We start from the raw sequence: 12,946 nt of genomic DNA, 5'->3' as shown, positions 1-12,946 counted from the left end.
GCCGAACAATCGTCACACCCATCACCGTCTAAATCTTGACAAACAGAAGGGTCTAGAGGATCCGTGTCGTCACCATCGGCTACACCATCGTTATCGTTATCGGGATCCCCATCATCACAAATACCATCCCCATCGGTATCCAAACCATCATTATCGGTGTCAAAATTATTACCTACACTAAAGTCTGTGCTAGATGCTGCTGAACAATCATCACACCCATCACCATCTAAATCTTGACAAACAGAAGGGTCTAGAGGATCGGTATCACTACCATCTAAAACCCCATCATTATCATCATCGGTATCACTGGCATCACAAATGCCATCCCCATCGGTATCCAAACCATCATTGGCTGGATCAAAATTATTACCTACACTAAAATCTGCATTTGAGGTTGCGGAACAATCATCACACCCATCACTATCTAAATCTTGACAGACAGAAGGATCTAGTGGATCGGTATCATCACCATCTAAAACCCCATCGTTATCATCATCTGTGTCTGTTGAATTTGGTGTGCCATCACCATCGGTATCCGTATCTATGGTGATATTTACCGTTGCATCGGCACAAACATTAGGGGAAACCGCAGTATTACATATTCTATATAGTATAGTTACAGTGGTACCTACTTCTCCAGCTGTTGCTGTATAGGCCAATTCGCCGGTGATATTGTCCAAAGCAACAATACCGCTTGCGTCTCCACCTATTCTGGTTATGGTTGTATTTAAGCCTGGTGAAAAATCATCATTTGAAACAATATTGATATTCCCTAAAACTCCTTGAATCATTGTTGCAAAATCATCAACTGCGGTTGGTGTTAATGGATTGGGATCTGAACCATCAGGGGTACCATCATTGTCGTCATCTGGATCACCATCATTGCAAATACCATCCCCATCGCTATCTAAACCGTCATTATCGGTATCAAAATTGTTGCCAACAGAAAAGTCGGTATTGGATGTTTCAGAACAATCGTCACATCCATCACCATCTAAATCTTGACAGACAGAAGGGTCTATGGGATCGGTATCACTACCATCTAGTACTCCATCATTATCATCGTCGGTATCTGTTGAATCTGGTGTACCATCTCCATCGGTATCCAATTCTACTACAACGTCTAGCGTGGTGGTTACTGGACATCCCCATGAATCTCCCGTCACAGTAACCGTATGTGTGCCTAAACCAGCGATGGCTGGGTCAAAAGTTCCATTTGCTGCATTAGTGATTCCTGATCCGCTAAAATTTACATTGGAAAGATTAGGATCACCTATTGCTGGATTGGTTTGTAAATTTGAAGGTGGGGAGTTTAAGGCAAATTGTTGTGTTTGTGTATCAGAGAAGGCCAAGGGACCACCAAGACCAGCTGTATTTACCCCACTACCTGCATTATTAGGGACAAGTGTGATATTGGTTGAAATTCCAGAATAATTTGCTATTAAAAGGATATAGGATTCCCCTCTTTTTACATTGGGTATATCTATTTGTTCTGTTGGTCCTGGATCATAACTACAATCAAACGGATTGCCTGGAGGAAAATTACCACCATTACAATTATCCACTGCATCTGGGCTAGTAAAAGGCCCCCAAATAGCAAAATCAACATCAACCAAAGCGGAGTTGGACAGCGTTAAGAATAAATCACCGGGCTCTACCACCGTCAAGGTGTAAAAGGCAGATCTAGGTGTAGAGTTCACCGTACACGAACTACATTTATTTACTACTTGGTTCCCTGAACAAGTGGGTACTGCACCTAAATTTGATCCAGAAGTAGAGGCAGGGAAGGCTGCATTTGGTGTACAAAGTATTTCCGCTGTGGGACAAGTAGTCCCTTGTGCATTTAGGTTTTGAGTGCCAAATACAACGAGAAACAACCCTAATGTGAACACTAGAATTCTGGGTAAGTTTAAGTAGTAGGAGCTTCTAGGTATTGCGAGGGGATAAAAATTCATGGCTAGTGAGTGTTATATGTAAAATTCATTTGAGTTAGAAAATGAAATTTTGTTAATTTTTATATGTGAATGATATTTCAGTATTCTTGACCAATTTCGATGCTTAAAACAGTTAAATTTCTTAATTAATGAACGCTTGTTCATATTTAACTTAATATTAACAAATATATAATTAACAATGGAAAATACTATTCTTTTTGTTGTGAACATGTATAATTATGTTGGCAGCCGCTATAATTATTGCTATATTTCGTGGCTATAATCTTACATTAGTTAAGGTTTTCATAAATAAAAGTACTACTTTTATCTTAAAAATATATAATTATTATGTAATTAATACTTTTTTAAGGTAAAATATGAATTTTTATTAAAAACAAGTTCACCGTACTAAAAACAAAGCCCTTTATGTATATTAAACTTAAAATCTAGTAAAAAATACTTATAGATAAGAGGTTCTTTGTTGGATTATTGTTCTTATTTAAGAACAAATGTTCATTTTTTTGTTATTTTTAATTTAATAGCCATATTCTTTGTAGGGAGTTTCTATATGGTTTATGCCAACTAAAAATACAAGTTGTCAATGTATATCGATAGGGTGTCTGACAAAGTTGTGTTTAGGAATACTATTTTATAAGATATTGGTGAAGTTTACGGATTAATTTTTTGAAATGATGAAATGGAACTGATTTATAACTAAAAACTAAAACCTATGTATTGTAACCTCCTAGGATTGAGATCTGTCTTTTTATGATGGAATAGAAAAAATGTAATTCACTAAAAATAAAAAAGATTTGGGAGAAATGTTATCCTTTTATACAGAAAACAAACAATAAAATAGCGGGAGATCCTGAATAAAAGTAAGGGGGTAAAATGAAAATATATTGCTCATTTTTGTTTGTTTTCAAGCCTTAGGTTTGTTATTAGTTATTGTTTGTGCTTATATTAGCAAGCTGCATTCCCCTGTTTATTATTTCACCCCCCTGATAAATAATTAAAGTTGATATGAAACTTATTACGAAAAAAGAAAAATTTCATGCAGATGTTTTAAAGCTGATATATGAAAAAGGATTTAAAGCTACTACCATACGGGATATTGCTAAGAATGGGAATTTTGAAGTAGCAAATGTTTACAACTACATCGATTCTAAGGAGGCGTTTTTAGAGGGGTGTATTTTCAATATTTTTAATGAGTTTAACGGCTATATTGATGATATTTTGGAATCGTCATTTTCACCTAAAGAAAAATTGAAATACGTAGTCTCTAAACATGTGCAATTTACAATGAAAGAGCCTTATCAAGTGGCTTTGTTTGTCTATGACTGGAGAAATCTAAATGAACCAAAACTTAGTGAGTTTAAACAACTTCGAAAAGCATATATTTTAAAAGTTGAGACAATCATTTCGCAAGGAATGAAAGAGGGGCAATTTAGGACTATGGATTCTGAGATCGCAACCTTTTTAGTGTTTTCCTCTTTGCGATGGATTTTTAACATAATCATTCATAAAAAAGGTGAAAAGAAAATTAATGTCATCGAATTGGAAAAGCAGATAAACGACTTTATTTTTGGAGGGATAGAATCCAAGGGTATTAATAATGGGATCGAATTATAAATTATAATCCGATTTCCTTTCCTTTTTTAAGCATAAAACTATGGGCTGCGTCATATTCGTTAGGAATTTCGCCTTCCAGTATGGCTTCCTTTATTGCATCTTTAAGGATACCTATTTCTTTTGAAGGTTTCAGATTAAAGATACTCATAATCTCTTCTCCACTAATTGGGGGTTGAAAATTACGAACATGGTCTCTTTCTTCTACTTCAACTATCTTTTGGCGAACAAGTTTAAAATTATTGTGGTATTTGCGTTGTTTTTTAGGATTTTTAGTAGTTATGTCTGCCTCGCATAAGGTCATTAAATCCTCTATGTCTTCTCCAGCATCAAAAATTAAACGGCGTACAGCAGAATCTGTTACAAAATCTTCAGAAAGTACTATTGGTCTAGAACTCATTAAAACCATTTTTTGCACATACTTCATTTTTTCATTCAACGGCATACGCAGGCGTTTAAAAATTTTAAACACCATTTTGGAGCCCACAAATTCATGACCGTGAAAGGTCCATCCAATTTTTTTATGAAATTTTTTGGTTGGTGCTTTTCCTATATCATGTAAAAGTGCCGCCCAACGCAACCATAAATTTTCGGTATTTCTTGAAATATTATCTACGACTTCTAAGGTGTGCCAAAAATTATCTTTGTGTTTTTGGCCTTCAATTTCTTCAATGCCTTGTAGTGCACTTAATTCCGGTAAAATATATGGTAAAAGCTCTGATTCATGCAATAAGGCGAGTCCAATTGAGGGTTGTGCGCTCGCTAATATTTTATGTAATTCATCAATAATTCGTTCTCTAGAAATAATCTTAATTCTATTCTTATTCTTTAAAATTGAAGCAAAAGAATTCTCTTCTATAGAAAATTGAAGCTGAGTAGCAAAGCGTATGGCTCTCATCATACGTAAAGGATCATCAGAGTAGGTAATTCCGGGTTCTAATGGAGTTCTAATTGTTTTACTTTCAATATCAGCTAGACCATTAAAAGGGTCTAAAAGTTCAGCGTAGGTTTCTTTGTTTAAAGAAATAGCCATGGCATTAATAGTAAAATCTCTTCTGTTTTGATCGTCTTCTAAAGTGCCATCTTCTACAATGGGGTTTCTGCTTTCGCGGTGATAACTCTCTTTTCGTGCCCCCACAAACTCCAATTCAATATAGCCATGCCGTAACATAGCTGTTCCAAAATTTTTGAAAACTGATACCTTTGGTTTGTTTGCCATTTTTTCGGCTACACGTTCAGCCAAAGCGATTCCGCTACCAACGGCAACAATATCTATGTCTTTAGGGATACCTCTTTTTAATATAAAATCGCGCACAAAACCTCCAATTACAAAACAATCTACATGTATCTCGGCTGCAGCTTCTGCTATGATTGAAAAAATTGGGTCTTGTATTGCTTCTTTGTAGTTTTTTTGCGCCATTCTTATTTGCGAATCACTTTTACAGTACCATCATTTCCTAATTTGATAATAGATGATGGTGTGTCCTTTTGTTCGTTACGTTGCAAATTTACGGCATAGTCTACACCTTTTAAAATCTCTGTGCTTATTTCTTTGTAATTTTTAGGACTTGGTTGTGTTGTGATATTTGCAGAAGTAGAAACAATAGGTTTCTTAAATTTTTGAATTAAATATTGACAAAACTTATCCGTAGCTACTCGTACGGCTAAACTATTGTCTGCTGCAATTAAATTTATTGCAATGCCCTTAGGTTGGTCATAGACAATGGTGGTTGGCTTTTCCGCAATATCTAGGATATCAAAGGCAACTTCTGGTACGTTTTCTATATACCGTTCTAACATAAAGTCATTAGCAACCAAACAGATCATAGTTTTGGTATTGACTCTTTTCTTTAATTGGTATATTTTGGCAACTGCCTCTGAATTTGTTGCATCACAGCCAATGCCCCATACCGTATCTGTTGGGTATAGAATTACTCCACCAGCTTGTAAAACTTTTATACATGCATCAATTTCTTCAGAAAAGCTATGCTCTATTTTAGCCTTATTCCCCATGTTGTAACTGTTTTAATTTCTTATAATGCTCTTTGGTGGCTAGAGCATACAGGTAACTTATTATGATGCCTCTTTTTCCGTCTAAAAACCCAAATTTCACAATATAATGTTCAATAAACTTTGTGACTGGCTTTATGTGCAAATGAAATAAGGTGGCTTTTTTGTTATTTTTCAAATCTTCCATAGCCCTTAAATGCGCATATTTCATTCTTTTTTCTTTGTACACATTGTAATCGTAATAAGCGTAATGTATCAGTTTGTTTTTAAGGACAGAAGATTCTCCGTTTATTTCTAATGTTTCGTGTACAATTCGTTTCGTAGAGAAATTTACTTTTTCTTTGTTAAACAAGCGATAGTTTTTATCACTTTGCCAACCGCAATACCGAAGAATTTTGTTGTTAAACATAAATATTCGATATGCCTTATATGCTACTGCTTTACGTGTACTATCGTTTATGGTAGTTAGTACTTCATGTTGTAAAGCATCAGGGATTCGTTCATCGGCATCTATGAATAAAACCCATTTGTTCGTGGCTAAACCAAGCGTAAATGATTTTTGGTCTGTATAATTTTTAAATGGCCTTTGCACTAGCGTAACATTTGGTCTCTCTTTTATTTTTTCAAGGGTACCATCTGTGCTAAAAGAATCAACGATAATGATTTCATCTGCAAATTTTAAGTTTTCTAAAAGGGCCTCTATATTTCTAATTTCGTTAAAGGTAATTACCAAAGCACTCAGCTTTTCCTTTCTTTCTTCAGTATAGAGGTTAGCCGTAGGCTTGCCAAATATCTTCTTAATTTTAAGTACGCGGTCTATGGGCAATTTCCGCTCTAGGGGTACACCATTTTTAGCGATATAATTTTGAACAGCTTTAAGCATTCTCTTTGCAGAATTCCCGTCTGTATACGGGTGGTATTCCTCATTTATAAACTTCCTTTGGCTGGCGTAAGTGTCATTGGTAAGGTTGTCTTGTACCATCTGAGTAAGTTCACTGTATGTCGCAGTATTATCCCAATAAATTTTAGTGTTAATGTTTTTAAAAGTTATTACGGGTTTGTCTAACAGAAGAAATTCATAAATAACAGAGGAGGTGTCACTGACCATTACATCGGCTAATAGTAAGTACTTTACAATATTTTTTTCTTCTATAAAAATGACATTATTACAAGCTAGCGCTAATTTTTTATAGGAGGCTATTAAATTTTTACTCATCAAATCATGAAATTTAATAAGTATAAGATGACTGGTGTTTGTTGCCAACTCTTTAAACTCTTCAAGTAAAAAAGGAGCTGAAGTTAAACGTGGAGAAAAAGTAGGTGCATATAAAATGATCTTGTGAGCCCCATACGTATTTAGTAATTCACTTTTTTCCTGTTTGTATTTGTTTTTTTCTGAACCATAAATATCTAATTTTGGCCAACCGGTTTCTACAACTTCAAAATTTTTATACTTGTTTTTAAATTCAAGAAAGCGTTTGGTGAAGTACGGACCTTGAGTAAGGTATAGGTCAAAATAATGTCGAATTCTAAAATGCCCTTTTTTTTCACCAGCTAATCCATGAAATATCTGAACTTTTACGCCTTGTATATAATAGGGGACTTCATTTCCGGGTGAAAAAATGGCATCACTTTTATACAATTGTAAATCTGCTATCCTGGTTGTATAGTTGTCTTGTTTATAAGGAAATACTGAAATCAGTTTCGTATCTATATACCATAGAAAGTTATACCCTTGCGCTACTAATTCATTTTTAATAGGGTTAAGAATACCAAAGGCATAAGCGTTCTGACAAAACAGTATTACTTTCATGTATTAAATAAGGCGTTCGCGTTGTCAAGATCTTCTTTAAAGTCTACCTCCATACAATTGAATTTGGAAATATCAACGGCACTAACATTGAGATTGTCTTTTTCTATTGCAAGTTCTAAGCCTCTTTCAAAATAATCATTATCATCAACCTCTTCTAATCTTTTAATAAAGGAAGTAATGTCTTTTTTGGCAATATAGTTTATACCAACAGCCTCACCCAATCCGTTTTTTACTGTTTTTGAAAGTTCGTTGATATAATCACCATTTAGGGTGTATTTTACTTCTTCTTCGGCTACGCTACTAGTATTAACCGCCACAAACGATTGTTTTTTATCCATATATGGCTGTAACGTTTTTAGCAACTTGGCGTCAAAAACAACATCCCCATTTAGCCAAAGAACCGATTTATCTTTGTTCTTTTTTAAGGCTCGCAATAAACTCTTAGAGGTATTGGTCCTATCAAAAAAAGGATTGTAAATATAGTTTACTTCCGGAAAGCGCTCCATTATCAAGTTTTTTTTAAATCCCACTACGGTACTTATATCATCTATGTCAAAAATAGAGCATAAATTTTCTAGTTGCATTTGCATAATGCTTTTCCCATTATTTAATGGGGTAAGTGGCTTTGGAAAGGGGTTTCCTAATCGAGATCCTATTCCTGCAGCGAGAATTACTATTTTCATTGGGTGCGTTTATTAAGTTTTCAAAGTTATGGTAAATGATTTATTATCAAAAAATATTTGGCTATTATAAAATATTTCTTCTAATTGTTTTTGTAACTTTACGCTTGTTTTATGTTACACATGGTATTTATTAAATGAAAGAAGCTTCACTAAAAATTTTATCGTCCGAATATCCGAACTGGAATTTTAATTTAAATCCCAATGACAAAGTAAAACTATTAATTGATAGTAAGTTTAAATTAGAGGCCGATTTAATAGAGATGCTCGCCATTATAAAAAAAATAAGTGCTTTCTTTTATGATACTAGTAATGTGATTCGTATAGAAAAAAATGGAGGGTACCGTATTGAAGTGATGGTAGAAAAAAAAGCATCCAAATATAAGAAAATGTATACTTCGGGTTGTTTTGATATATTTCACTATGGGCATTTAAATATACTTAAAAAATCCAAAGAACTTTGTGACCATCTGGTCGTAGGTGTTTCAACAGATGAGCTTATAAAAAAGGAAAAAGGAAGGTTGCCCGTAATTCCTTTTTATGAAAGAATGAATGTTGTAAAAGCCATTAGTTATGTGGATGAAGTTATTCCTCAGGTCGACAAAAACAAACAACGCGTAGTAGATGAACACCAGATTGATGCTATTTCTGTTGGTGATGATTGGAAAGGCAGGTTTCCTAAAACCACTTGTCCTATTGAGTATTTTGCATATACAGCCAATGTTAGTAGTACTATTTTAAAAAATACTTTGCAGTTACAAGATAACAAGTCCTAAGCAATTGCCTTATCATCTTTAGCAGTATCCCAATTTTTAACAGGGGTTTGCCATTCACCGTATCGGTAGGTAAGATATTCATCTGTTAAGGTTGGAACTTTATAGTCAAAACCTTTAAACGTAACATCTTTAAAAGTTAGATAGAATTTACTGGGTACAAATTTAGTTTTATTCGCAATCTCCCAATACACCTTATCCTTTTCTGGATATTTTATAAAAACATCCAAACATACAGGGCCTTTTATTAAACCAAAAAATCGTTTCTCCCGTACTTTAATCATACGAATATCACCTTTTTTGAAAAATTCATTGGTGCTGTTAAAATACCTTGTTTTTACACGATATCCGGCTTTTTGCAATTGGGAATAAAATGAATCAATTTTGTCGATTTGGTTCGAATGTATGGAAACATCAATATCATTATCCCAGGGAAGCAACCTATTTTCTCTTCTAATTCCTAATAAGGTACCACCTTCTAACCAATACTCAATATCACACCTATGTAATATGCTCGCCACATTTTTAAGCATTCTTTCAGCTATAACTGTGTTTTTACCTTCTAATGTGATGTTATAAGCCATAAATGATATTATAAATTTTCCTTTAAAAATGAATTTAAATGCATGGCATCTTCATTTTTTCTATAGTGGTATGTTTTAATACCAACGGATAATGCAGCATTAACGGCCTCTAAGTTATGTTCAAAATAGAGCACATCGGTTGCTTTTATATTAAAATGATCTAACATTTCAATATAATATGCCTTATCAGTTTTGTTTGGCCTGTGTTCAAGGCTAAAAACCTCATAAGGCATATTAAGTATTCCATATGTTATACATTCTTCTTGGGTTGCATTGGTTAAGATAATTTTTGGATTAGGATAAGAATCTAAAATTTTTTCTAGCGCAGCATCTATTCCCTCTTCGGTTACAAATGTATTCCAAGCATCTACAAGAATTGTTTTCATTTTTAATGGTATTATACGGCTACATCATATTCGCGCAAGGCATCATTTAAAGATGTCTTTTTGTTTGTGCTTTCCTTGCGTTTCCCTATGATCAAGGCACAGGGTACATTGTATTCCCCTGCAGCAAATTTTTTAGTGTAGCTACCTGGTATCACTACAGAACGAGCAGGAACTCTTCCTTTCATTTCAATAGGTTCATCACCAGTTACGTCAATAATTTTAGTACTCATTGTTAAAACAACATTGGCCCCTAAAACAGCTTCTTTTTCTACTCTTACACCTTCAACAACAATACACCTAGAACCAATAAAGGCACCGTCTTCAATAATAACAGGAGCCGCTTGCAGTGGTTCTAAAACGCCACCAATACCAACACCACCGCTTAAATGTACATTTTTTCCAATTTGTGCGCAACTCCCAACCGTTGCCCAAGTGTCTACCATAGTACCTTCATCTACATAAGCGCCAATATTTACGTAACTTGGCATTAAAATGGTACCAGGAGAAATATAGGCGCCATGTCTTGCAACGGCATTGGGAACAACACGTATTCCTTTTTCGGCATAGCCTCTTTTTAAAGGCATTTTATCGTGATATTCAAAAATACCTACTTCAATAGTTTCCATTTTTTGAATCGGAAAATAAAGTACCACTGCTTTTTTTACCCATTCATTAATTTGCCAATCCGTAGCTGTTGGTTCTGCACATCTTAATTTGCCACTATCTATAAGGTCTATTGCTTGCCGAATAGCATCTTGAGTTTTGGTTTCTTTTAAAAGCTCTCGGTTGTCCCAAGCTTTTTCTATGGTTTTTTGTAATTCTGTCATTTTTTCAATCAATTTTAGACAAAGATAATAGGTACAACTTAATAATTTGGTCAAAAGTAAACATATAACAATTTATATATTATTTTTGCAAAAAAAATAGTTTGGGTAGAATAATAGCATTAGACTTTGGAAAGGTAAGAACGGGAATAGCAGTTACAGATGAATTGCAGATCATTGCTTCTGGACTTACGACTGTTGCTACCAAAGAATTAATTACTTTTTTAAAAGCGTATTTTGCAAAAGAAAAGGTTGATAAAATTGTAGTTGGCGAGCCCAAACAGATGGATAATTCTGCCTCAGAATCTGAAATATTGATGGCCCCACTTTTAGAGAAACTTGCAAAAATTTTTCCGCACATGCCAATAGAACGAGAAGATGAGCGGTTTACTTCTAAAATGGCTTTTCAGACTATGATAGATAGTGGTTTAAATAAAAAACAACGAAGAAATAAAGCTTTAGTAGATGAAATAAGCGCAACAATTATTTTACAATCTTATTTGGGGAAAAGTAATTTCTAAAGCATGTTAAGAACACTTGAGGTTTTTGTAAAAAGAAAGTTGCGGCAATACTTTAAAAATAATTATGCAACTAGGGATATGGTTAAGTTGGAAAATAAAAACTTTGCCATTGTTTCTAATAATTGCTGGGGGGGAAGTAATTATCAATGGTTAAATAAACCTTATAATTCACCCTTTATAGGCCTTTTTATGTATGGCCCCTGTTATTTAAAACTGTTGCAAAATTTTGATTTCTATATGGGGCAACAGCTCTTGTTTGTTGATGTTTCTAAGTATAAGGACAGAGAAAAAACCTATCCTGTAGGTCTTTTAGCTGATGTTGAAGTACATTTTACGCATTACAAAGACTCAACAGAGGCGCAACTTAAATGGGAGAGAAGGAAAAGTAGATTACAAGCCCTGAAGAGTACAGATAATTTGTTTTTTATGATATGTGATCGGGAACGTGTTGATACGGAAATTATTAAAGAGTTTCATAAACTTCCGTTTGAAAACAAATTATCATTTGGAGCTTTACCTATTGATGGATTAAAGGATTGTGAACACGTTAAAATTTATGAAAGGCCAAAGTCTAAAAACCCTATAGTACCCAATGGTAGAAAACTTTTTAAGTTATCATTTCTGTATGTAGATTTGGTGCATTGGTTTAATAGTGGAAAAATAAAAAGAACAAGATTTAAATATTAGTGATATAGTATGATTTTACCAATTACGGCTTACGGAGACCCCGTACTAAGAAAAAAAGGAAAAGATATTATCAAGGAGCTTCCTAAACTAAAGGAGTTAATTGAGAATATGTGGGAAACCATGTATAATGCAAGCGGAGTTGGTTTGGCAGCCCCTCAAATTGGTTTGCCAATACGTTTATTTATTGTGGATACAACGCCTTTTGCTGATGATGAGGATTTGTCAGAAGAAGATAGAAAAGCTTTAGACGGGTTTAAAAAAGTATTTATTAATGCTAAAATAACTGAAGAAACCGGTGATGAGTGGGCGTTTAATGAAGGGTGCTTGAGTATCCCTGATGTTCGTGAAGATGTATCTAGAAAAGAGACCATAACTATTTCTTATGTGGACGAAGACTTTATGGAGCACACTGCGGTTTACGACGGACTCTTGGCACGGGTTATTCAGCATGAATACGACCATATTGAAGGGATTTTGTTTACCGATAAATTATCCTCTTTAAAGAAAAGATTATTGAAAAGTAAATTAAGTAATATTTCTAAGGGTAAAATTAAGGTAGATTATAGAATGCGTTTTCCTGAATTAAAAAAAGGGAGATAGATTTTTTTATATCGATTTAAAAAACGTGATATTTGTACTTGAATTATATAGTAAAAAATGAGTTTAGATAAAATTTTATCCATTTCTGGCAAACCAGGTTTGCACAAATTAGTAACACAGACGCGTACCGGTTTTGTTGCAGAATCCTTAATTGACGGGAAGCGTAGTACCGTGAATATGCGTACCAACGTAAGTGTACTTTCTGAAATTGCAATTTATACATTGGAAGAAGAAGTGCCTTTGCGAGAAGTCTTTATTAAAATGCAAGACAAAGAGAATGGCGGAAAAACTGCAGTTCAGCATAAGGATGATAAGTTGAAATTAGAGGAGTATTTCTTTGAAGTATTGCCTAATTATGATGAAGACAGGGTGTATGCAAGTGACATTAAAAAAGTAGTACAATGGTATAATTTACTGCATGATCACGGAATTACAGATTTTTCTGAACCAGAAGAATCTTCTGAAGAATCTTCTGAAGAAGAATAAAAAATTCAAGTTTTATAAA

The 12,946-nt window shown here is 34.1% G+C and carries 13 protein-coding genes and 1 pseudogene; 6 read left to right on the top strand and 8 right to left on the bottom strand.

Annotated elements, in window-relative coordinates; translation table 11 throughout:
- A pseudogene (locus MWU65_RS16260) lies at positions 1 to 1,955 on the bottom strand (hypothetical protein); the annotation flags it as partial.
- Positions 1,956 to 2,957: 1,002 nt separating this feature from the next.
- Here MWU65_RS16260 and MWU65_RS16255 point away from each other — a divergent pair.
- On the top strand, positions 2,958 to 3,566 hold the full coding sequence (locus tag MWU65_RS16255) for a TetR/AcrR family transcriptional regulator (RefSeq protein ID WP_247079669.1): 609 nt from the start codon (positions 2,958 to 2,960) through the stop codon (positions 3,564 to 3,566).
- Between the two features lies 1 nt (position 3,567).
- Here MWU65_RS16255 and MWU65_RS16250 read toward each other — a convergent pair whose 3' ends face one another.
- The 4 genes from MWU65_RS16250 to MWU65_RS16235 are packed head-to-tail and all read right to left on the bottom strand — an operon-like array spanning position 3,568 to position 8,069.
- A complete protein-coding gene (locus MWU65_RS16250) occupies positions 3,568 to 4,983 on the bottom strand; it encodes an HD domain-containing protein (protein ID WP_247079667.1) in 1,416 nt (471 codons plus the stop codon).
- Positions 4,984 to 4,985: 2 nt separating this feature from the next.
- Positions 4,986 to 5,576 carry an L-threonylcarbamoyladenylate synthase gene (locus MWU65_RS16245; protein ID WP_247079666.1) on the bottom strand — a complete coding sequence of 197 codons (591 nt, stop codon included), beginning with the start codon at positions 5,574 to 5,576 and terminating at the stop codon, positions 4,986 to 4,988.
- Positions 5,566 to 7,386 carry a CDP-glycerol glycerophosphotransferase family protein gene (locus MWU65_RS16240; protein WP_247079664.1) on the bottom strand — a complete coding sequence of 607 codons (1,821 nt, stop codon included), beginning with the start codon at positions 7,384 to 7,386 and terminating at the stop codon, positions 5,566 to 5,568. The genes MWU65_RS16245 and MWU65_RS16240 overlap by 11 nt, the downstream gene beginning before the upstream one ends.
- Positions 7,383 to 8,069, bottom strand: coding sequence for a phosphocholine cytidylyltransferase family protein (locus MWU65_RS16235; protein WP_247079662.1), 687 nt, complete (start codon positions 8,067 to 8,069; stop codon positions 7,383 to 7,385). Before MWU65_RS16235 ends, MWU65_RS16240 begins: the two co-directional genes overlap by 4 nt.
- Before the next feature lie 134 nt (positions 8,070 to 8,203).
- On the opposite strand from MWU65_RS16235, the gene MWU65_RS16230 reads away from it, so the two are divergent.
- Positions 8,204 to 8,842, top strand: coding sequence for an adenylyltransferase/cytidyltransferase family protein (locus MWU65_RS16230; RefSeq protein WP_247079660.1), 639 nt, complete (start codon positions 8,204 to 8,206; stop codon positions 8,840 to 8,842).
- On the opposite strand, the gene MWU65_RS16225 is transcribed toward MWU65_RS16230, so the two are convergent.
- From MWU65_RS16225 to MWU65_RS16215, 3 genes are read right to left on the bottom strand one after another with little or no spacing between them, the layout of a single operon-like run.
- Positions 8,839 to 9,423 (bottom strand): LicD family protein, encoded by a 585-nt coding sequence (locus MWU65_RS16225; protein ID WP_247079658.1) that lies wholly within the window; start codon positions 9,421 to 9,423, stop codon positions 8,839 to 8,841. The genes MWU65_RS16230 and MWU65_RS16225 overlap by 4 nt on opposite strands.
- A gap of 8 nt (positions 9,424 to 9,431) precedes the next feature.
- On the bottom strand, positions 9,432 to 9,809 hold the full coding sequence (locus MWU65_RS16220) for a hypothetical protein (RefSeq protein WP_247079656.1): 378 nt from the start codon (positions 9,807 to 9,809) through the stop codon (positions 9,432 to 9,434).
- Positions 9,810 to 9,820: 11 nt separating this feature from the next.
- Positions 9,821 to 10,636, bottom strand: a complete 816-nt coding sequence (locus MWU65_RS16215) for a 2,3,4,5-tetrahydropyridine-2,6-dicarboxylate N-succinyltransferase (protein ID WP_247079654.1) — start codon at positions 10,634 to 10,636, stop codon at positions 9,821 to 9,823.
- Positions 10,637 to 10,737: 101 nt separating this feature from the next.
- On the opposite strand from MWU65_RS16215, the gene ruvX reads away from it, so the two are divergent.
- Genes ruvX through MWU65_RS16195 form a run of 4 tightly spaced genes read left to right on the top strand, consistent with a single transcriptional unit; the run spans position 10,738 to position 12,927 of the window.
- Positions 10,738 to 11,154, top strand: a complete 417-nt coding sequence (ruvX, locus tag MWU65_RS16210; protein ID WP_247079652.1) for a Holliday junction resolvase RuvX — start codon at positions 10,738 to 10,740, stop codon at positions 11,152 to 11,154.
- Between the two features lie 3 nt (positions 11,155 to 11,157).
- Positions 11,158 to 11,841: a DUF1919 domain-containing protein gene (locus MWU65_RS16205; protein ID WP_247079650.1), complete on the top strand. Its 684-nt coding sequence runs from the start codon at positions 11,158 to 11,160 to the stop codon at positions 11,839 to 11,841.
- Between the two features lie 9 nt (positions 11,842 to 11,850).
- Positions 11,851 to 12,441 carry a peptide deformylase gene (gene def / locus MWU65_RS16200; protein WP_247079648.1) on the top strand — a complete coding sequence of 197 codons (591 nt, stop codon included), beginning with the start codon at positions 11,851 to 11,853 and terminating at the stop codon, positions 12,439 to 12,441.
- 57 nt (positions 12,442 to 12,498) lie between these two features.
- Positions 12,499 to 12,927, top strand: coding sequence for a DUF5606 domain-containing protein (locus MWU65_RS16195; RefSeq protein ID WP_247079646.1), 429 nt, complete (start codon positions 12,499 to 12,501; stop codon positions 12,925 to 12,927).
- Positions 12,928 to 12,946 lie beyond the last annotated feature (19 nt).

This window comes from Cellulophaga sp. F20128 (assembly GCF_023015805.1).
GTDB lineage: Bacteria > Bacteroidota > Bacteroidia > Flavobacteriales > Flavobacteriaceae > Cellulophaga.
This window is presented reverse-complemented; position numbering and strand designations above follow the sequence as displayed.